This is a genomic window from Lachnoclostridium sp. An76 (genome assembly GCF_002161355.1).
GTDB lineage: Bacteria > Bacillota > Clostridia > Lachnospirales > Lachnospiraceae > Mediterraneibacter > Mediterraneibacter caccavium.
Genome location: NZ_NFHL01000003.1, coordinates 312,547 through 332,970 on the forward strand (window position 1 = coordinate 312,547; position 20,424 = coordinate 332,970).

22 protein-coding genes are annotated in these 20,424 nt (G+C 47.4%); 19 read left to right on the top strand and 3 right to left on the bottom strand.

Translation table 11 applies throughout. From position 1 onward, the window contains the following. Positions 1 to 181: 181 nt before the first annotated feature. From B5G27_RS08230 to B5G27_RS08280, 11 genes are all read left to right on the top strand, one after another. Positions 182 to 1,267, top strand: a complete 1,086-nt coding sequence (locus B5G27_RS08230) for a hypothetical protein (protein ID WP_206608988.1) — start codon at positions 182 to 184, stop codon at positions 1,265 to 1,267. Continuing rightward, positions 1,242 to 2,450, top strand: coding sequence for a CpaF family protein (locus B5G27_RS08235; RefSeq protein ID WP_087178413.1), 1,209 nt, complete (start codon positions 1,242 to 1,244; stop codon positions 2,448 to 2,450). Before B5G27_RS08230 ends, B5G27_RS08235 begins: the two co-directional genes overlap by 26 nt. A gap of 91 nt (positions 2,451 to 2,541) precedes the next feature. Beyond that, complete coding sequence (locus B5G27_RS08240; RefSeq protein WP_087178496.1) at positions 2,542 to 3,159, top strand: type II secretion system F family protein; 618 nt, start codon at positions 2,542 to 2,544, stop codon at positions 3,157 to 3,159. A 3-nt stretch (positions 3,160 to 3,162) separates the two neighbouring features. Next, positions 3,163 to 4,440 (top strand): type II secretion system F family protein, encoded by a 1,278-nt coding sequence (locus B5G27_RS08245; RefSeq protein WP_087178414.1) that lies wholly within the window; start codon positions 3,163 to 3,165, stop codon positions 4,438 to 4,440. A 95-nt stretch (positions 4,441 to 4,535) separates the two neighbouring features. Continuing rightward, positions 4,536 to 4,715 (top strand): Flp1 family type IVb pilin, encoded by a 180-nt coding sequence (locus B5G27_RS08250; protein WP_242958277.1) that lies wholly within the window; start codon positions 4,536 to 4,538, stop codon positions 4,713 to 4,715. 2 nt (positions 4,716 to 4,717) lie between these two features. Then, positions 4,718 to 6,178, top strand: coding sequence for a DUF5702 domain-containing protein (locus tag B5G27_RS08255; RefSeq protein ID WP_087178416.1), 1,461 nt, complete (start codon positions 4,718 to 4,720; stop codon positions 6,176 to 6,178). 140 nt (positions 6,179 to 6,318) lie between these two features. Continuing rightward, positions 6,319 to 7,101 (top strand): pilus assembly protein, encoded by a 783-nt coding sequence (locus B5G27_RS08260; RefSeq protein WP_191374613.1) that lies wholly within the window; start codon positions 6,319 to 6,321, stop codon positions 7,099 to 7,101. Continuing rightward, the gene (locus B5G27_RS08265) at positions 7,089 to 7,562 is read left to right on the top strand and encodes a prepilin peptidase (protein ID WP_087178418.1); all 474 of its coding nucleotides are present in this window, start codon (positions 7,089 to 7,091) and stop codon (positions 7,560 to 7,562) included. Before B5G27_RS08260 ends, B5G27_RS08265 begins: the two co-directional genes overlap by 13 nt. Next, positions 7,549 to 8,001: a TadE family protein gene (locus B5G27_RS08270; RefSeq protein WP_242958270.1), complete on the top strand. Its 453-nt coding sequence runs from the start codon at positions 7,549 to 7,551 to the stop codon at positions 7,999 to 8,001. The genes B5G27_RS08265 and B5G27_RS08270 overlap by 14 nt, the downstream gene beginning before the upstream one ends. After that, complete coding sequence (locus tag B5G27_RS08275; protein ID WP_087178419.1) at positions 7,998 to 8,792, top strand: DUF6382 domain-containing protein; 795 nt, start codon at positions 7,998 to 8,000, stop codon at positions 8,790 to 8,792. The genes B5G27_RS08270 and B5G27_RS08275 overlap by 4 nt, the downstream gene beginning before the upstream one ends. A gap of 32 nt (positions 8,793 to 8,824) precedes the next feature. Beyond that, positions 8,825 to 9,439 (top strand): rhomboid family intramembrane serine protease, encoded by a 615-nt coding sequence (locus B5G27_RS08280; RefSeq protein WP_087178420.1) that lies wholly within the window; start codon positions 8,825 to 8,827, stop codon positions 9,437 to 9,439. Here B5G27_RS08280 and B5G27_RS08285 read toward each other — a convergent pair. Then, positions 9,423 to 10,154, bottom strand: coding sequence for a two-component system sensor histidine kinase NtrB (locus B5G27_RS08285; RefSeq protein ID WP_087178421.1), 732 nt, complete (start codon positions 10,152 to 10,154; stop codon positions 9,423 to 9,425). The genes B5G27_RS08280 and B5G27_RS08285 overlap by 17 nt on opposite strands. A 244-nt stretch (positions 10,155 to 10,398) precedes the next feature. Here B5G27_RS08285 and B5G27_RS08290 point away from each other — a divergent pair, with 244 nt between their 5' ends. Then, positions 10,399 to 10,806, top strand: coding sequence for an HIT family protein (locus tag B5G27_RS08290; RefSeq protein ID WP_087178422.1), 408 nt, complete (start codon positions 10,399 to 10,401; stop codon positions 10,804 to 10,806). A 12-nt stretch (positions 10,807 to 10,818) separates the two neighbouring features. Beyond that, positions 10,819 to 11,367, top strand: coding sequence for an RNA polymerase sigma factor (locus B5G27_RS08295; protein WP_087178423.1), 549 nt, complete (start codon positions 10,819 to 10,821; stop codon positions 11,365 to 11,367). A 55-nt stretch (positions 11,368 to 11,422) separates the two neighbouring features. On the opposite strand, the gene B5G27_RS08300 is transcribed toward B5G27_RS08295, so the two are convergent. Next, positions 11,423 to 12,493, bottom strand: a complete 1,071-nt coding sequence (locus B5G27_RS08300) for an undecaprenyldiphospho-muramoylpentapeptide beta-N-acetylglucosaminyltransferase (RefSeq protein WP_087178424.1) — start codon at positions 12,491 to 12,493, stop codon at positions 11,423 to 11,425. Positions 12,494 to 12,601: 108 nt separating this feature from the next. Here B5G27_RS08300 and B5G27_RS08305 point away from each other — a divergent pair, with 108 nt between their 5' ends. Together B5G27_RS08305 and B5G27_RS08310 are read left to right on the top strand one after the other, a co-directional pair. Further along, complete coding sequence (locus B5G27_RS08305) at positions 12,602 to 13,372, top strand: DUF4367 domain-containing protein (protein ID WP_087178425.1); 771 nt, start codon at positions 12,602 to 12,604, stop codon at positions 13,370 to 13,372. An 85-nt stretch (positions 13,373 to 13,457) separates the two neighbouring features. Beyond that, the gene (locus B5G27_RS08310; RefSeq protein ID WP_087178426.1) at positions 13,458 to 13,949 is read left to right on the top strand and encodes a DUF6147 family protein; all 492 of its coding nucleotides are present in this window, start codon (positions 13,458 to 13,460) and stop codon (positions 13,947 to 13,949) included. 210 nt (positions 13,950 to 14,159) lie between these two features. Here B5G27_RS08310 and B5G27_RS08315 read toward each other — a convergent pair whose 3' ends face one another. Continuing rightward, a complete protein-coding gene (locus tag B5G27_RS08315; RefSeq protein WP_087178427.1) occupies positions 14,160 to 14,402 on the bottom strand; it encodes a TIGR03905 family TSCPD domain-containing protein in 243 nt (80 codons plus the stop codon). Between the two features lie 402 nt (positions 14,403 to 14,804). Between B5G27_RS08315 and B5G27_RS08320 the strand changes: the two genes are divergently transcribed. The 4 genes from B5G27_RS08320 to dnaX all read left to right on the top strand — a co-directional run bounded on the left by B5G27_RS08320 (position 14,805) and on the right by dnaX (position 20,424). Then, positions 14,805 to 15,806, top strand: a complete 1,002-nt coding sequence (locus B5G27_RS08320; protein WP_087178428.1) for a hypothetical protein — start codon at positions 14,805 to 14,807, stop codon at positions 15,804 to 15,806. A 159-nt stretch (positions 15,807 to 15,965) separates the two neighbouring features. Beyond that, complete coding sequence (locus tag B5G27_RS08325) at positions 15,966 to 17,312, top strand: glucose-6-phosphate isomerase (protein ID WP_087178429.1); 1,347 nt, start codon at positions 15,966 to 15,968, stop codon at positions 17,310 to 17,312. A gap of 181 nt (positions 17,313 to 17,493) precedes the next feature. After that, a complete protein-coding gene (locus tag B5G27_RS08330; protein WP_087178430.1) occupies positions 17,494 to 18,570 on the top strand; it encodes a 6-phosphofructokinase in 1,077 nt (358 codons plus the stop codon). 234 nt (positions 18,571 to 18,804) lie between these two features. Next, positions 18,805 to 20,424, top strand: coding sequence for a DNA polymerase III subunit gamma/tau (dnaX, locus tag B5G27_RS08335; protein ID WP_087178431.1), 1,620 nt, complete (start codon positions 18,805 to 18,807; stop codon positions 20,422 to 20,424).

Sequence of the window (20,424 nt, forward strand, 5' to 3'; positions counted from 1 at the left end):
TGATTTTGCTATGGACAAAACAGGATCCGCCGTTTATAATGCGTCTTACACAGCAGGGATCACCTGCCGGACCACAGGCTTTTGAGGGAAAGCATGTGTCAGAAAAACGGGGAGAAAAAACTGCCCCGGAGGGTCATATTTCTTTATTCGTGCTGCAAGGATCCGCAGCAAAATTCAGATTATGTCAGAAAATAAAATAAAAGGTGTATCAGGGTGTTTTGTGATCTGTGACATACAGAAGGAGTATTCAGAGCATCTTTTCCAGATACTTTCAGAACAGTTCGAAAGTGAATATCAGTTCCACCTTTTCCATGATCCGCAGAAGATGAAGGATTTTCTGGAAAAAGGCAGCGCAGAGATCCTGGTGATAGGAGAAGAATGCGGGAATGAGGCGGCAGGCACGTACTGTGCCGGAAAAAAATTTATACTGACAGGCATCCCCGGGGAAAAGGATGGACCGGAGGGAATCTATCTGTTCCGCTATCAGTCGGCGGAAGGAATGATAAAAATGATAAGGAAATACGCAGACAGCGGAAATGGCAGAGGGAGAAATACCCGGAAGGAAAGGACAGGCATGACACACGAGCCTTCAGCAGCACAGAGACGGCAGGAGGGATATGTCCGTGAAAAACGTGGGGAAGTGCGCATTCGGGATGAGCCTCTGGTCCGGGGGATGATCGGGATCTATTCGCCGGTCCACAGGATCGGGAAGACAAAATTCGCTCTGCGCCTCGGGCAGAAGATGGCGCGTCAGATACCGGTACTTTATCTCAATCTGGAAGGTTATTCGGGCGTCGGGCATTATTTTCAGGATGGAGCAGATAAGGATCTGGGTGATCTGCTGTATTTCCTGAAACAGGAGAGGGATGACTGGGGGCTGAAGCTGGCGTCGATGGCAGTGAGGCAAAACGGGATGGATTACATATTCCCGATGAAGAACGAACAGGATCTGAGGTCTGTCAGAGCAGAAGAATGGATCCGCCTCCTGGATATGATCCGGGAGAAGTGTCTCTATGAAGTTATCATACTTGACCTTGGGGATGCGGTCTGCGGGCTGTACGATATCCTCAGGAAATGTGACAGGATCTATACACTGTATATCTGTGAGGGAGCTGCTGAAGCAAAAATGGAGCAGTATGAAGAGAATCTGAGGGCTGCCGGGTACGCGGATATCCTGGCAAAGACTGTAAAAAAGCGTGTGGGAAAAGGCAACAGGTCTCCTGGAAGATCGGAGGAAAAGGATGACAAGAATAGAACTGCTGTATGAAAAAGTCATGCTCCGCATGGATATGACAAAAGAGACAGGCGAGGAGGAACTTCAGGACATCATACGGTGTGTGATAGAGGAAGAGGCAAAAAGAGAATTCCTGTCCCTGGGCGAGAAGATAAAGATAAGCAGGGAGCTGTTTAACGCGTTCCGCAGGCTGGATATCATCCAGGACCTGATCGAAGATGATGAGATCACAGAGATCATGGTAAATGGGACAGAAAATATCTTTTACGAAAAGAAAGGAAAGATCTTTCAGACGGACAGGCATTTTATCTCAGAATCCCGCCTTGGCGATGTGATCCAGCAGATCGTCGGGGAGACGAACCGATATGTCAATGAGACTTCTCCTATCGTAGATGCCAGGCTGAAGGACGGATCCAGGGTCAATGTCGTCCTCAAGCCTGTGGCTGTGAACGGACCGGTCATGACGATCAGAAAATTTCCTTCGGATGCGATCACGATGAATCAGCTCATACATATGGGAAGTCTGACAGAAGAGGCGGCGGGATTTATCGTAAAACTGGTAAAGGCAAAATATAACATTTTTGTGAGCGGAGGCACAGGCGCCGGGAAGACTACTTTTTTAAATGCCATGTCAGATTATATCCCAAAGGATGAGCGCATCATCACCATCGAGGACAATGCGGAACTTCAGATACAGGGAGTGGCGAATCTGGTAAGGCTGGAGGCGCGCGGCCCGAACCTGGAGGGGGAAGGGGCAGTGACGATCCGGGATCTGATCCGGTCGGCTTTAAGGATGCGGCCTGACCGGATCATTGTGGGAGAAGTGCGGGGAGAAGAGACTGTAGATATGATCTCATCGGCAATGCTGAACGGACACAGCGGATCCATGTCTACCGGGCACGCAAATAATCCCACGGATATGCTCCGCCGTCTCGAGACGATGATGATGATGGGGATCGATCTTCCGCTTCAGGCGATCCAGCGGCAGATCGCATCGGCTCTTGATATCATTATCCATCTGGGGAGGCTCAGGGACAAGAGCAGGCGGGTATTGAGGATCGAAGAAGTACTGGGATACAGCCAGGGAGGGATACAGACAAAAGCTCTGTATGAATTCAGGGAGGAGGGAAGAGGAGATGAAAAAATTAAAGGATGCATTGTGAAGGTCAGTGAACTCGAAAACAGGGACAAGCTTATGGAGGCAGGATATCAGTAAATATGAGTATGCCGCAGGGATACTGAAAGCAACGGCGTCAGTCATGGTAATGCTGTATGTATTTTATGATTCTTTTATCCCGGCGCCGCTGCTGCTTCCTGTATGGGTGATCTATATGAAAGACTGGATGGATGACCTGTCGAGAAAAAAAGAACAGGAATTAAGACAGCAGTTCAGAGACAGTATCCAGTCAATGGCAGCTGCCCTCAAAGCGGGATATTCTGTAGAAAATGCTATCAGAGAGGCCGGGAGAGATATTTCCCCTGTGTATCCGGAAGAAACAAGGATAAGGAAAGAGTTTAAACGGATGGAACGGCAGATGGATATGAATATGACGGTGGAAGATGTCCTCCGGGGATTTGCAGAGCGTACAGGACAGGAAGATATAGAAAATTTCGTAAATGTATTTGCCGCCGCAAAGAGGAGCGGAGGGGACAGTATCGCTATTATAAGGGATGCTGTAAAGATCATCAGCGGAAAGATCGATACGGAAAAGGAGATACAGACAATGCTCGCATCGAAGAAGATGGAATTCGATATCATGTGCGCGGTACCGTTTGCGATCATTCTTTATATGAAACTGACATTTGGAGAATTTTTAAATGTTCTTTATGGAAATATGGCGGGAGCAGCAGTCATGAGCATCTGTATCTGTGTGTATATGGGGGCGTATGTCTATGGCAGGAAGATCATACGGATCGAGGTATGAGCGATGAAAAGGATAAAGAGCATCATAAGAAAATACTTTAAGGAGCATCCGTCCTGTATCAAAGCAGGAATCCTTGCGGCAGCAACGGTTATATGTGCAGCTGCTCTCTATGTGTCAGACAATTCGGGGACGGTAAAGAAAAATGAAAAAGGAGAGACCGTACTAAAGCGGGAACAGGGAGAAGAACAGACGATCCATGAAATGCAGGTAAAGATCGGTGAGTCCGGGGCAGACAGGAAGATCGAGATACCTGTGTCAGGCAAAAAATACAGCACGGAAGAGATCAGGGAGCTGTTTTCAGATGCAGGAGAGGAACTTGAAGGCCTGATCCTTGGAGAAAATCAGAGCCTGGATGAAGTAAGGTATGACCTTGACCTTATCAGTGAGATACCGGGGACAGGGATACAGACAGCGTGGGAGACGGATAATTATGATGTGATCGATATCCAGGGAAAGATCGGAAGTGATGGATTGCCTGATACCGGCACCAGGGTACGTCTGACAGCAAGGTTAAGTTACGGGGAAGAACAGGCTGTCCATGAATTTTATGTGTGCGTATTTCCGCCGCTTTTGAGCGAAGACGAACAGTTAGTGGAAAACCTTATGGAGGAAGTCTCTCTCTCTGATGAAAAGACAAAGACAGAAGATTATATTGTACTGCCGGACAGTGTGGATGGGAAGCCGGTCCGGTGGAAATACGGGACAGAAAAACGTGCGTTTGCGATACTGGTCCTCGGGATGGGGGCTTCCTGTATGTTCGTTGTATCCTCATCGCAGAGAAAAAAAGAGGAGGAGAAAAGAATGATCCGGCAGATGAAGATCGATTACCCCCAGATCATTAATAAATTTAATCTGTATATCCGTGCAGGGATGACGATACGGCGTGCATGGTTTTGCATTGCGCAGGATTATGAGAAAAAACAGGGAGAAAAAGATAAGGGAATCTGCAGGAGAAAGGCATATGAAGAGATGGTCAGTACGATGAACCAGATCCGGGGAGGCATACCGGAGGGAGAAGCATACGAAGATTATGGGACGAGATGTAATGTATCTGCTTACAGAAAGTTTGGCACGCTTCTTTCTCAGAACCTGAGAAAAGGATCAAAGGGACTGACAGACCTGCTCGGAAGAGAAGCTGAGGAGGCTTTTGAAGAAAGAAAAAATCTGGCGAAAAAACTTGGGGAAGAAGCAGGCACAAAGCTTGTGATCCCATTATTCCTCATGCTGATCATTGTATTTGCGATCGTGATCGTCCCTGCTTTTTTCTCGATCAGTATTTAAGCTACAGGAATATATAAAAAAGGAATAGGAGGATGGAATCTATGAATATGACTGTAAACAACTTAAAGATAAAGGCAGTATCCGCTTTTGCGTCCATGAAGGAGAAGGTCAGAGACTTTTTTATCCATCCGGGATATGTTTCCGGGATCACAGTGATCGAGCTGGTTTTGATACTTGTGATCATCATAGCCCTTCTCCTCATATTTAAAACGCAGCTTATTGATCTGATCAATACGATCTTCGACAAGATCACATCTGAAAGCTCCGGGATTTAGATATGAAGAAAGCGGAGATCACGGTGTTCCTGAGCATGGCGCTGATACTTACTGTATCCTTTATACTGGGGATCCTGCAGATCACTGTCATCCATACTTCAAAAAATATGAGCCGTCTGGAGACGGACCGTGCTGTATTTTCGCTATTCGGGGAATATCAGAGAAACCTGCTCGAAGATTATAAGATATTTGCCATAGAAGGTACTTATGAGACAGGTGATTTCTCGGAAGAAAGGCTGATCGGAAGAATGCATTATTATGGTTCAGGCAATACCGACCATGAGGTGACAGGCATACAGTTTTTGACAGATAACCACGGGCAGGCGTTTCGGGAGCAGGTGACCGCATATATGGAGGAATGTTATGGGATCGGTCTGATCAGGGATTTTACCGGAATGACAGCAGAATGGGAAGAGCAGTGTATTGGAGGAGAAAAGATACAGGCAGAGGAAGAAAAGGTAACAGAACAATTTGAAGAATTGAAAAAAGCGGCAGAAGAAGCGTCATCTGATATGCCTGAACTTACAGAAGAAGATCCGAATGCGGAAAGTGAGGAAATCGGAAATCCTTTTCAGTGTATCGAGCAGATAGAAAAAACGGGGATCTTGTCTGTTGTAATGCCAGAGGAGATGGAACTGTCAGGTAAAGAGATCAGCCTGGAAGACCAGGTATCCGTGAGAAGTCTTAATACCGGTTATGGAAGTTTTCCGGCGCGGACAGGGATCGACGGTATCGAAGGAAGACTTCTGTTTAACGAGTATATACTTCAGAATTTCGGGAATGCCGCCGGCAAAAGAGTCTCTTCTGATGACAGCGGAGATATAAATGTCAAAGATACCGAAGAGGACCAGCCGAGATCTCTCGAATATGAAGTGGAGTATATTATTTCAGGAAAAGCTTCTGACAGGGAAAATCTGGAGTCAGTACTGACGAAGGTTTTTCTCATACGGCTTGCTTTGAACTATGTATATCTTCTCGGCGATTCCGGAAAGCAGGCAGAGGCGGAAGCTCTTGCTGCTACTATAGCCCTTCTTCTCCTGATGCCCGAAGGGACAGAGGTGATAAAACAGCTGATCCTGTTTGCATGGGCAGCGGGGGAAAGCACTGTTGATATCCGTACTCTGCTGAACGGGAAAAGGGCGGCGCTGGTCAAAACAAAAGAAAACTGGCAGGTATCGCTGCCTGAGCTGCTTACTCTCGGGAGTTCTTCCGGGAAAAACGGAGACGGAGACATTGCAGGCGGAGTAACGTATGAAGACTATCTCAGGATATTTCTCTTTATGGAAGACCAGGATCAGACAGCGATGCGGACGCTTGACCGCATTGAAGAAAATCTTGCGGCAGTACAGGGAATGGACTGGTTCCGGACAGACTGCTGTATTACAAAACTTGGATTAAAAAATACCGGAGTGATATTTGGGGATATCACGTATACATATCCCGCATATTTTGGATACGAATGACAGAGTTATCTCCGGTGCAGATGCCCTTTCTTTCTTAAATCTGCCATCCCTCAGGCAGAAAATACCACTGTTAACATTGTTATTCATAGAAAGGAAAATCGGCTGCGATGAAAATACAACCGTATAAAGAAATAGCCCCAATGAAATCAGAAAGGGCATCTGCACCGGAGATAACAGGAAGAAAAAGCACAGGCAGTGTCACGATAGAAGCGGCATTTGGGATCCCTTTGTTCCTGTTTGCAGTCCTGTGCCTGATCTGGCTCATCGAACTACAGAGTATCAGGTTCAGCATTGCAAACGCTGCACAGAATGCTGCAAAAAGTGCGGCTGAGGATACGGCGGTCATCCCGGTCCTTAATGTATGGAAGCTGAGATCAGATATTGTGGCTCTGACAGGGGAAGAGCGCCTTGACAGGAGTATCATTAAAGGCGGAAAAGACGGGATATCCTGTATGGGATCGTATGTATCCACGCAGACAGGAGAGATGAATATCAGGGTCTCTTATGAAATACAGCTTCCGATCCCGCTGATCGGTCAGCCTTCGGCAGAATTGGAACAGTCATTTAAGATCAGTGCATGGACCGGATATATGAGCGGAGGCGATGGAAGTGACGGGGCAGATATCGTATATGTGACAGATAATGGCGATGTCTACCATGAAGATTACCGGTGTTCCCATCTTCATCTGTCGATCCGGGCGGTCAGCTTTGATGAGATACAGGAAGTACGGAATGAAGGAGGCGGGATATACCATGCCTGTGAAAAATGTGGCTTCGGTAATCCTGTGGGAAACGTATATATCACTGATACCGGAGACAGATATCATAATTCCCTGAACTGCAGCGGACTCAAAAGGACGATACATGCAGTAAAACGAACAGAAGTCAGAGGATTGGGAGGTTGTTCCAGATGCGTACAATAGAGAATGCGGCGGATATCATCATAAAAAACAGGTGGTTCATCTGCCAGTGTATCTTTTTGGTTTATATAGCGGCACTTGCTGTTATGGACTTTAAATACAGAAAACTTCCTTTAAAAACTCTCCTGTCAGGATTGTTTATCGCAGCGGCAGGATGTCTCTGCGGCAGGGAAATCTCTCCGGTCCTCCTGGCGACAGGCGGATGTATGGGAATCGTTTTTCTACTTATCAGCAGGGTATCAGGAGAATCTTTCGGATATGGGGACAGTATCCTGATCCTGATCATCGGGATCTTTCTGGGATTTTGGAACCTCATGTATCTTCTGCTGGGGGCGTTTTCCATGGCCGCAGTATTCTCAGCAGTTATGATGATAAAGCACCGGTTCAACAGAAAATCGTCATTTCCATTCGTGCCATTTCTTGCAGCGGCATATCTGGGAGGGATGTTTATTGGGACATATTAACAAGATGAAGCAGAGGAAAGGCGGCTGCAAAAAGAGCTCCCCAAAGAGCTCCAAAAAGAAATATTTAAACGCCAGCTCTGTGATCGAGATGTCATACATCATGCCTCTGTTCCTCTTTTTATTTGTGATCATCATACATACCGTATTTTATTACCATGATAAAGCGGTGATATACGGAGCGGCAGGAGAGACAGCGGCAGTGGGAGCACAGGAAGAACGGAAAAAGGGGAGCAGCTATGACCTGGAATCTTTTTTCCGAGAGCGTGTAAATGGCAAATTGATCTATCTGAGAGATACGGATGTGTCGGTCGTGAAAACTTCTGAGGAGATCACAGTATCAGTTTCAGCTCAGAGAGGATTACTGAAAGTTGATGCATGTCAAAAGGCGCGGATCGTCAGACCGGAGCAAAAGATCAGACGAATGAGGTGGATCATGTGAAAATCATATATGAAAATGAATGGGACCGCTCAGTGGTCCATGTGGATACAGAGCTTCCTTATGAAGAAAATTATCAGATGAGGATGCTCAGGCACAATGAGCTGAAATCTCTGGTGAAGGTAACCGGGATCGGGCGCGAAGGAAAGAGCAGGTATACATTTTACCCGGGAAATGCACTGAGCCTGGAAAAGCTGTACCGGGCAAGGGAAATAAAAAGAGAAGATCTGGAAACCTTCACCGGGCAGTTTATAGAAATGATCGATGAAATAAAGGGATATCTGCTGGAGCCGGATAATCTGCTTCTTGTGCCTGACCTTGTATTTTTTGAAAAGGGAAAATATAAGTTCTGTTATCTTCCGGCCGGGAAAACAGAAAACAAAAAGACACTCTGCACTATGTTTCATGAGATGACGGAATATTTTGTCAAAAGGCTGGATTACAGAGATACGGAAGGAATCCTGCTCGCTTACAGACTGCACAGAGAGACACTGAAAGATAATTTTGATCTCAGGAAAATCCTGGACGAGTATAAACAGGAAAAGGAAGATATAAGTGAACAGAAAAGAAGCATGGAGAAGAGAGCGGATATACCGGATACGGCGGTGTTTTGTATGGATGAGGACGATGAAAAACAGAGAGATAAGACCGTTTATCCGAATATCGTAAAGGAAGAACCCTCTTATTTAGGAAAAATAGGAAAAGCCGTAAAAAAACTCAAGGGAGGACGATGGGGAAGATGGGAAGATCTCATAACAGAAATAGATGGACAGGAAGTGGAGGGACATTTATAATAATAAGATCATAAAAGAAAAGAGGATTTGTTGTGGATCAGAAACCAAAAGCTGTATGCACAGCAGCGATGATCATTATTAATGTTGGAGTTTTTTTGATCTTATCCATAGCAGGAAATACAGAGGATGCAGTATTTATGCTCCTCCACGGGGCGATGTACGAACCTGCGGTCACACAGGATCATGAGTTTTACCGGATCTTTACAAGTATGTTTATGCATTTCGGGATCGATCATCTGCTTAATAATATGGTCCTGCTCGGAGCCCTCGGGTGGAACCTGGAATCAGAGACAGGGAAGGTGCGCTTTGTGATCATTTATCTGATCAGCGGGCTTGGTGGAAATATACTTTCCCTGTATCACGGAGTGGCAGCAGAGACTTATGCTGTTTCTGCCGGTGCCTCAGGTGCAGTATTTGGACTGATGGGAGCTCTCCTTTATGTGGTGATCGCTAATAAAGGAAGACTTGGAAGACTCTCAGGGAAGGGGCTTTTGTTTATGGTCGCGCTGAGCTTATATTTTGGGCTGACAAGCAGCGGTGTGGATAACTGGGCACACATCGGGGGACTGATCAGCGGATTTATACTGGCAGTGATCCTTTACCGGCGGCCAAAACCATATTCTCCATATATCAGACCGGAAGTGTGACAGTGAAGACGGTCCCTGTTTCAGGGGAAGACTGTGCGTATATGGTACCGCCGTGAGCTTCTATTGTCTGCTTTGAGGATGAGAGGCCCAGTCCGGTCCCGTTCTCTTTGTAGGTGACAAATGGTTCAAAGATCGTATCTGTCAGATCCTCGGGAATCCCGCATCCGTTGTCCCGGCATTGTATGACGATCATGTCTTCCCGGCGTTCAGCGGACAGGGAGATCCGGCCCTTTTCGCCGACTGCCTCCCGTGCATTTCGGAGAAGGTTCAGGAGAACTTCTTCCAGTTTGATCTTATCTCCGGTGAAATCTCCCATACCGGGTACGATCCGGGAGGTAAACTCGATGTCCGAATTATCTGCGTCAAGAGAGATAGCAAAAGAAACGGCAACGTTTTTCAGCAGTCTCTCAATAGAGAATACAGAATGATGGAGCGTTGAACTGTTGTTAAAAGTAGAGAGTTCATTTAACAGGCTGCACATGAACTGTACATCTTCCATCATTTGTTCCCAGTTGTGGAACTGTCTGACTTCCGGGTGCTGCGCCTCTATGACCTGGAGAGATGAAGATACGAGGGTAAGAGGATTCCGTATTTCATGCGCGATCATGGATACGGAAGTGTGATGGTTCTCGAGAAGCTGTGAGATGATCTGTTTAGCCTCTTTGTTTTCTTCCATAAGGTGGTTCATTTTATTGATATCAATGTTACTGAACACGGGAATCCCTCTCTTTCTGGTGATATCCGGACCTTCCTGTCACTGTCAGAAGACCGGGCTTTTCTTATTGTTTAGTCTAGCATGCCCTCTGCACCTGTTCAACAGGATCAGTGCGACACATTTCGACAACAGCACAGGAGTACTGTGATGATGCCTCAGGACTCTTCGGATAATTTCCTTCTCTTTTTCCAGAAAATGGGATATACTACTAACATAAATAATCTGTGGAAAAGAGGAAGATAAAATGAGAGAAAAAGATTGTATATTCTGTAAGATAGCAGCTGGTGAAATCCCGTCAGCGACACTGTATGAGGATGATGATTTCCGTGTGATACTCGACCTTGGACCGGCTTCAAAGGGACATGCCCTGATCATCCCGAAAGAACATTTCAGAAATTTGTATGACATCGACGGGGAACTTGCAGGAAAGGCTATGATGCTGGCAAAGAAAATGATAACCAAAATGACAGACGTACTTGGATGTGACGGTTATAATATCGTCCAGAATAATGAGGAGTGCGCGGGTCAGACAGTATTTCATTTCCATATGCATCTGATCCCGAGATATAAGGGCGATAATGTCGGGCTTGGCTGGCATATGGGAGAGCTGACGGAAGAAGATAAAAATGAGATATTGGATAAAATGAAATAAACCGGAGAAATTATGTTGACAGGTAATCGTGAATTTAACGAGATTTATGAAAAGTATAAGAATCTCGTCCTGAAAGTGGCATACATTTATTCAGGCTACAATTACGATGCGGCAGAAGACATAACTCAGGACACATTTCTGAAACTATACACAGGATTTAAAGATTTCAAAAGAGAAAAGATCCCTGCGTGGCTGTATACTGTTACGAAAAACTCAGCGGTAAATTACAGGAAAAAGTACGGGCGTCTGGTATCGATCGATGATGAAGAGAGCGGCCTGGAAAATATATTGTCCACTGAAAGTACAGAAGAAGGCTACATAGAAAGAGAGCGCACATCAGAAAAGGAAACTCTGAATGACCGTATATTATCAGGATTGATGGAGAAGAATCAGAGGTGGCATGACGCAGTGCTGTTCTCATATTACATGGATATTCCGCAGGAAAGAGTGGCTGAGATCATGGGCGTCAAGATCGGGGTTCTGCACAGTATCCTCCACAGAGCAAAAGTATGGATACGCAAAACATACGGCGTGGAATATGAAGAGATGAGCAGAAAGTAATGGACAGAAAGTAATGAACAGATATCCACTGGATATCTGCTCATTATAAAAGACTTTATTTGCCGGTGACTGCTTCCTCGATCAGACCGATGATCGTATCAATGGAATTGTGCTGACCGGAATCCATCATTGCACTAATGAATGTATTGCGGTTTTTGTAGAGCTCATGGACAGAAGAAATAAGGGTTTCCCCGGACAGCTTCTCTTCTTCAAGGACCATACTGAATCCCTGACGTTCAAATGAACGGGCATTCAGGATCTGATCGCCGCGGCTCGCTTTGGCAGACAGAGGAATGAGAAGGTTGGGCTTCCTGAGAGCCAGCAGCTCACAGATCGCATTTGCTCCTGCGCGAGAGATTACAATATCCGAGAGAGCAAAAATATCTCTGAGTTCGTTTTTGATATATTCGAACTGACAGTAACCTTTTGTATCCATGAGAGAGTCATCTACCTTACCTTTTCCGCATAAGTGGATGATCTGAAAATCCTTTAGAAGTTCAGGAAGGCTCTGACGGACAGTATTGTTGATGACAACAGAGCCAAGGCTTCCGCCGATTACGAGGATCACAGGCTTATCTGATGTGAACCCGCATAAGTCCAGAGCAGCGATCTTGTTCCCTGAGAGGAGTTCCTGTCGGATAGGAGATCCTGTCAGGACAGCTTTTCCCTCGGGGAGAGAGTCCAGAGTTTCCGGGAAATTGCAGCATACTTTTGACGCGGAAGGGATTGCGATCTTATTCGCAAGTCCTGGCGTCATATCGGACTCGTGTATGATCACAGGGACCTTGCACCGCTTACCGGCGAGAACAACAGGTACAGAGACAAAACCGCCTTTTGAAAAGATCACATCAGGGTCTAATTCTTTGATCAGTTTGCGGGCCTCTCCAAAGCCTTTGACCACGCGGAAAGGGTCTGTAAAATTTTGTACGCTGAAATAACGGCGGAGTTTTCCTGAGGAAATCCCGTGATAAGGAATGCCGAATGGCTCGATAAGATCCTTTTCGATGCCGTTATAAGAGCCGATATAGTGGATGTCATATCCAAGCTCTCTGAGCCTGGGTACCAGGGCGATATTCGGGGTGACATGTCCGGCAGTACCGCCGCCGGTCAGGATGATTCGTTTCATATAGCAACCTCCAGAAAATGTAGTAATGCACGGCTAAAGCTAATTTCATCTTAACCTTATTTGGTGAAATGTCAAGGAAAATTATAGGACAGAAAAAAGGTGCAGAGAATGAAAGAACTGAAAAAAATATCACTGAGAGAAGAAGTTGACAGAGAAGCCAGACAGATAGATAAGGAAGTCAGGGAACGAAATGACCTTGACGATATCACTGTGTCAGAAAAGATGGAAACCTCTCTCTTCAATAAGATACAGGATTATGAGTATGACAGGCGGTCAAAGACCGTGCACCGCAAAAAGAAAAAGCGCTATGCAGTACTGGCGATCGCAGCTGTGCTTGTCCTTGTATTCGGAAGTGTGATGACAAGTGTTGGGAGTAAGTCGTATTGGAAAGTGCTGTGGGAAAAAATGGCGGGAGATGAGAGAGCATCACATATTGATGTTGAGCAGATGGAGTCACATGAGACAGAAGATGTGGATGAAATACAGGTATATAAAGAAATTTGGAATGAATTGGGGATATCAACAGTCAGATGGGGGTATTTTCCAGAAAACACATTTTTAAAGGAGTATGAATTAGATAAAGGACAGGGCAAGGCTATATTATTGTATGATTATGATGGGCAGGTTATCAGATATACAATGTATATGAATGACGAAGATTCTTCGCTCGGACAGATCAAAACAGATGAATTAATCGATGAATATCCAGTGGAAACAGCTGACGGGAGAGAATTATATATAAAAGAATATGAAATAGCTGAAACAAAAACCCGGAGATATATGACAAATTTTGAATATAAAGATGCCCAGTATCAGATCATGGGAGATATACAGAAGGATGAATTTGAGAAAATTGTAAAAAATTTGATTTTTTTATAAATAATGCGTAAGTTTTTTCGTTCTCAGTTGTTTAATTAATATAGGAAATATTAACAGTGTATTTTTAGACAGGAATGAGGAAGAAATGAAAAAGCGGATTTTATCAATCATAAGCAGTGTGGCAGTTTTTGCGATGGTACTGACGACCGCTATGATCCCGGCAGAGGCATCGGAAACTGAAACTAAGAAGGTGGATGGGTCTTACCTTACCCACGAGGAAAGTTCAACGGGATATTCTGACAACAGGGCAAGAGGAGTCCACCTGATGACCGGAGACTGTACAATCTCCAAAGCCGGGAGAGGGAAGGTATATGCCTATGCTTCTACCACGGCGACACATGAAGTCGACTATATCGCGACCATCGTGTATGTCGACCGGTACCTGGAAGATGTGGATGAGTGGGGATATGTGACTTCCTGGATGGAAGATGTGGAAAATGATATCTATATGTCCACGGCAAAAACAGTATATGTGGACGGCGGATATTATTACAGGGTCAGAGCTCACCATATCGTGGAAAAGGAAGATTCCTATGAAGAGACAGCTTCCTTTACAAATGGCATATGGGTCAACTGACCTGCATATAATTGAATAAGACCCTTCTTTAAGCCTTGAGAGCAGCCGCCGGTGGATCGCCGCGGAAACTATAAAAAAATTCAAATTCTTGATTTGAGAAACCTGTTCCGAAGAAACACCACAAATCGTCGGCGTTACATATGGCGGCTGCTCTCAGGGCTTAAAGAGGGATAAAAAAATAAGGATCATTATATCAAAAAAGGCAGACGGCTATTTACCGACTGCTTTTTTTAATGCCTGCGCCAGCTGGTCCGGGCAGGATGTTGCCTTAAATCCGCACTTGATGCCTTCGATGCGGGAAATTGCCTCGTTTACATCCATACCTTCGATCAGGCGGGAGATTCCCTGAAGATTCCCATTGCACCCTCCACGGAAAGATACATTCGTTACTTTATTGTCTTTGATGTCAAAATGGATCTGCTGTGAACAGACGCCTTTTGGTGTATAATCCATGACTTACCTACCTCCTTATCACGGAGAATTATAGCAAATCATCAGAAAAATTACAAATATCCACCGTACAAAAATTTTTGAACGCCACCATTCGCTTATTTATGCTGTGATGTGACATTTTAAGAACAGTCGCAGATCAGGAATATCCTCAGTATTCGCCAGGAAGGGAAATCCTTTTGTATAAAGGATTATCAGGACTGTATCAATGTAATATCAGGTATATGGGAAACTCTTTAAAAGAGGTTAAAAATGTGAAGACAGAGCTTTTCTGATGTAGAAATATGTAGAACGGTTTTTGAGGACAACCGGGGAAGGATGGGCTATAATGTCCACAAACACAAGCCGAACCGCCGCAGGACAGGGGAAGCGTTGTGGACATTAAAATAAACAGGAGGGTTTGCTATGTTAGAAGGATTGGCGGGGGATCCCCGTGTCATCGCGTATCTGATGGCAGGGATCGGAGTGCTGGGGATCCTGGCGAAGATCATCAACCAGCTGACTTTGTACAGGCTGGTAAGGGCAGCGGGAAATATGCCGAAGAGTACACACCGACTGATAAAGCTTGTGCGGGCGAAATATGAACATGCGTGCATGATCCATGATTCTGTGGAAAATATCGATGCCTTTGTGGAAAAATACATATATGAATACAGAGGCTTTTTATTCCGCATCCATACGTGGAGACAGATTGAAATCTTAACCGTGTGGTTTGCGGGGATACTCGCGGCGCTGGGAGCGTCGGTCAACTACCTTTCTCTCGGTCTTACGGAGACTGTTTACCAATATATTGCGGCCGGTATCGCGGAGATGGTGCTTCTTTCAGTTATCATGAGGCTGTCTGACGAACCGTATAAGATCAATGCGGTCAGGATGTACATGGTGGATTACCTGGAAAATATCTGTGCGGTCCGCCTGCGGAAGCAGACTCAGAGGGAGCGGGAATCCATCGATGTGATCTCAGCGGAAAACGGGGGCAAAGGAGCGGCACAGGCTGTGACAGAAGCAAGGGGACAGGAGAAAGGAGCAGGAAAAAAAGCACGGGCAGCTGTCAGACAGAATGACCAGACCGGGCCGCAGCAGGCTGGATCTCAGCAGGCTGGACTGCAGCAGCCCGGTTCCCAGCAGCCCGGACCACAGCAGATTGGTCTTCAGCAGTCCGGAGCGCAGCAGAACAGACAGGAAGCGCTGTATTCCGCTCCGGGGGCAGAAAGGACAGGACCAGCTGTACAGGAATCCCGGGAGGAGCGGCTCCCCATTAATATCGAGGGAGAGCCGAGGACGGCTGAGAGAGGAGAGGCCGCCCGGCAGGCACTGCGCAGTGCCGCAGAGAACAGTCCTGACGGTGAGAGGACTGCGCTGAGGGAGGAGGCGATCCGGCAGATATTGGAAGAATTCCTTGCTTAGGCAGATCTTGGGCGGAGTCGGGAAACCCTTTCGTCCTACTTGAATAAGGAAAACAGATTTGATAGAATATCCCTAGAGTATCGGAGACAGCCGGGGCACCGGCGCCGGGCTTCAAATGATGACAGTGATATCAGAAGATATCGGAGAGGAAGGATAACGATGAGCAAAGTAACATTTGACTATTCAAAAGCATGTGGTTTCATTAAGGAGCATGAGATGCAGTATATGAGCGAGCTTGCGGCTCAGGCGAAAGACAAGCTGCTGGCAAGGACCGGAGCGGGGAATGATTTCCTTGGATGGATCGACCTTCCGGTGGATTATGACAAAGAGGAGTTCGCGCGGATCAAGAAAGCGGCTGAGAAGATCCGTCAGGATTCGGAAGTCCTGCTCGTGATCGGTATCGGCGGATCTTATCTGGGGGCAAGGGCTGCGATCGAGTTCCTCGGACACTCTTTTGCAAATGTGGTTTCAAAGGACGTACGCAAGGCTCCGGAGATCTATTATGTAGGGAACAGCATCAGCAGTACTTATATCAAAGACCTGATGGACGTTGTGGGAGACCGTGATTTCTCCATTAACATGATCTCGAAATCAGGGACGACCACAGAGCCGGCGATCGCCTTCCGTGTATTCAAAGAGCTGTTGGAGAAGAAGTACGGCAAGGAGGAAGCGGCGAAGAGGATCTATGCTACAACGGACAAGGCAAAGGGAGCGCTTAAGAACCTGGCGACAGAGGAAGGATACGAGACATTCGTAGTGCCGGACGATGTGGGCGGACGCTTCTCAGTCCTGACTGCGGTAGGCCTGCTCCCGATCGCTGTGAGCGGCGCTGATATCGACAAGCTGATGGAAGGCGCGGCAGCGGGAAGGAAGGCTGCGCTGGAAAATGATTTCGCGGACAATGACGCGATGCAGTACGCGGCGATCCGCAATATCCTTCTCCGCAAGGGCAAGACAGTGGAAGTGCTGGCGAACTATGAGCCGAGCCTCCACTATGTATCCGAGTGGTGGAAACAGCTCTACGGCGAGAGCGAGGGCAAGGACCAGAAGGGGATCTTCCCGGCATCTGTAGACCTGACCACAGACCTGCATTCCATGGGTCAGTTCATCCAGGACGGAAACAGGATCCTGTTCGAGACTGTTCTTAATGTAGAAAAGTCCAGGGAAGAGATCGTGATCAATGAAGAGCCGGTAGATCTGGACGGACTGAATTATCTTGCAGGAAAGAACGTAGACTTTATCAACAAGAGCGCTATGAACGGGACGATCCTTGCGCATACGGACGGAAATGTCCCGAACCTGATGGTGAAGATCCCGGAGCAGAATGAGTTCTACCTGGGCGAGCTGTTCTATTTCTTCGAGTTCGCATGCGGCGTGAGCGGATACTTACTCGGCGTTAATCCGTTCAACCAGCCGGGGGTTGAGAGCTATAAGAGAAATATGTTCGCTCTGCTCGGAAAACCGGGATATGAGGAGGAGAGAGAAGAGCTTCTCAAGAGACTGTAAGCAGTCCGGGCATACGTTTGGAATGACATGCAGCCTCTGTCATGAAATTCCTTGTTCAGTTTTGATAAATGGGGTATAATAATAAGCAGTCGGAAAGGACCGGCTGCTTATTATTTTCCGCAGGAGAAAAACGGGATATCAAGCATGTGCCGGCCGGAAGGATAAAGGAGGAAGTGTTACTATGTTAAGAATCGGAATGTTGACAAGCGGCGGAGACTGTCAGGCACTGAATGCGGCGATGCGCGGCGTGGTAAAGGGGATCTGTTCGAAGCGCAGCGACGTAGAGATCTATGGATTCAAGGACGGGTATAAAGGCCTGATCTATGCGGATTTCAGTATGCTCACTTCAAGGGACTTCTCAGGGATCCTGACAAGGGGAGGCACGATCCTCGGTACATCCAGGCAGCCGTTTAAGCTGATGCGTGTGCCGGACAAAGACGGGCTTGACAAGGTGGAGGCTATGAAGCATACATACCATAAGCTCAACCTGAACTGCCTGGTGATCCTCGGGGGCAACGGGACGCATAAGACGGCGAACATGTTAAGAGAAGAAGGGCTTAATGTGATCACACTTCCGAAGACCATTGACAATGACCTCTGGGGAACAGAGATGACGTTCGGATTCCAGAGCGCGGTGGATATCGCGACAGATACCATTGACAGGATCCACACGACAGCGACATCCCACAGCCGCGTATTTATTATAGAAGTAATGGGGCATAAGGTGGGACATGTCACACTGCACGCGGGTATCGCCGGCGGCGCGGACATTATCCTTCTTCCGGAGATCCCGTATGATATCAAGTCCATTGCAAAAGTGATCGACGGACGGTCAAAGGCAGGGAAGGCGTTCACCATCCTCGCTGTGGCTGAGGGAGCAATCTCCAAAGAGGACGCGAAGTTAAAGAAAAAAGAATACAAGGAGAAGCTGGCGAAGAGAAAATATCCGTCTATCGCTTATGAGCTGGCGGAGCAGATCCAGAAGGAGACGGACAAGGAAGTGCGTATCACAGTGCCGGGGCATACCCAGAGAGGCGGGGAGCCGTGCGCGTATGACAGGGTGATCGCTACGAGAGTCGGGGCAAAGGCGGCCCAGCTGATCCTGGAAGGCAAGTACGGGTACATGGTCGGCCTGAAAGGCGGGGAGACCGTGAAGGTGCCGCTGGAAGAAGTGGCGGGTAAGCTGAAATATGTTGACCCGAACTGCAGCCTGATCAAAGAGGCGCGCATGATCGGCATCAGCTTTGGCGACGAGTAAACGGAGACTGTTTTAAAACCAGGAAACTGTAAGCTGGAGAAGGCAGGAAATACAGGGCAGAGGGAGGCGCAGGGATCAGATCCCTGCGCGGTCTGTTGTCTGAGGTAAATTGTCTGCGGAAAATTGTCTGTGGTAAAACGTCTGCAAAAAATTATCTGCAGAAGATTGCCTGCGGAAAAACTAAATTAATACGGTATTAAGTAGAGAAATCATAGAGAACAAGAGGTGTAACACATGTCGTATACGGCACTTTACAGAAAGTTCCGCCCTTCGGAGTTTGGGGATGTGAAGGGGCAGGATCATATTATCACAACATTGCAGAATCAGATCAAAGCGAACCGTATCGGGCATGCGTATCTTTTCTGCGGGACGAGGGGAACCGGAAAGACGACCGTGGCAAAGATTTTTGCAAAGGCGGTCAACTGTGAGCATCCGGTGGACGGCAGCCCGTGCGGCGAGTGTGAGATGTGCAGGTCCATCGCGGCGGGCACGTCGATGAATGTGATCGAGATCGATGCGGCGTCCAATAACGGTGTGGACAATATCCGTGAGATCCGGGAGGAGGTTGCCTACCGTCCGACAGAGGGACGGTACAAAGTATACATTATAGATGAAGTGCATATGCTCTCCATAGGAGCCTTCAATGCGCTCCTCAAGACATTAGAGGAGCCGCCGGAGTACGTGATCTTTATCCTGGCGACCACAGAGGTGCACAAGATCCCGATCACCATCCTGTCCCGGTGCCAGCACTATGATTTCCGGCGGATCAGTATAGAGACGATCACAGACCGGATGCGGGAACTTATGGATACGGAGCATGTTGAGGTGGAGGAGAAGGCGCTGAGGTATATCGCAAAGGCGGCCGACGGGTCTATGCGTGACGCCCTGAGCCTCCTGGACCAGTGCATTGCTTTTTACCTTGGGCAGAAGCTGACCTATGACAATGTGCTGGAAGTGCTGGGAGCGGTGGATACGGATGTGTTCAGCCAGCTTCTGCGCAAAGTGATAGACCGGGATGTGTCCGGCGTGCTGGATGTGGTGGAGGACCTTGTGATGCAGGGCAGGGAGCTGAGCCAGCTTGCGGCGGATTTTACATGGTATCTCAGGAACTTGCTTCTGGTAAAAACTTCTGATAATATAGAGGATGTTCTGGATGTATCGACAGAAAATCTGATGCAGCTTAAGGAAGAGGCGCAGATGGTGGAGCCGGATATGCTGTTCCGTTATATCCGCATTTTCTCCGAACTGTCAGGGCAGTTGAAGTATGCGACCCAGAAGAGGGTCATGCTGGAGGTGGCGCTGATCAAGCTGTGCACGCCTGCCATGGAGCCGGATCAGGATACTCTCCTCGAGCGGATCCGTGCTGTGGAGGAAAAAGTCGAGAAAGGGATAGAAGCCGCAGCGGATATGAAGGACCGGATTGTCTATGTCAATGGCGATGGCATTCCCGGAGGCGGGGAAAGTTTTCCGGGAGGAACTGCCGGAGGATATGGCAGCAGGAATAGCGGACCGAAGCCGGAGCTTCCGAACGCCATACCAGAGGACGTGCAGGAAGTCGTGAAGAATTTCCGCTCCATCGCGGACGAAGCTTCCGGCATGGTCAGGGGTTATCTTAAAAAGGCCCGGTTAAGCCTGGGCGGGGATAACCGCCTGCTCATCGTACTGCCGGATACCCTGGCGGCGAGCGTGGTGGGCAGAGAGGATCATGTGCAGGAGCTGGAAGGGCTGATCGAGCAGAAGATCGGCAAGAAGGTGGAGATCGATGTGCGGCAGGTGGAAGAAGGCAGGCATTTTGAAGATACATTCGTGGATATAGAACAGAAGATCAATATGGAGATAACAGTGGAGGATTAA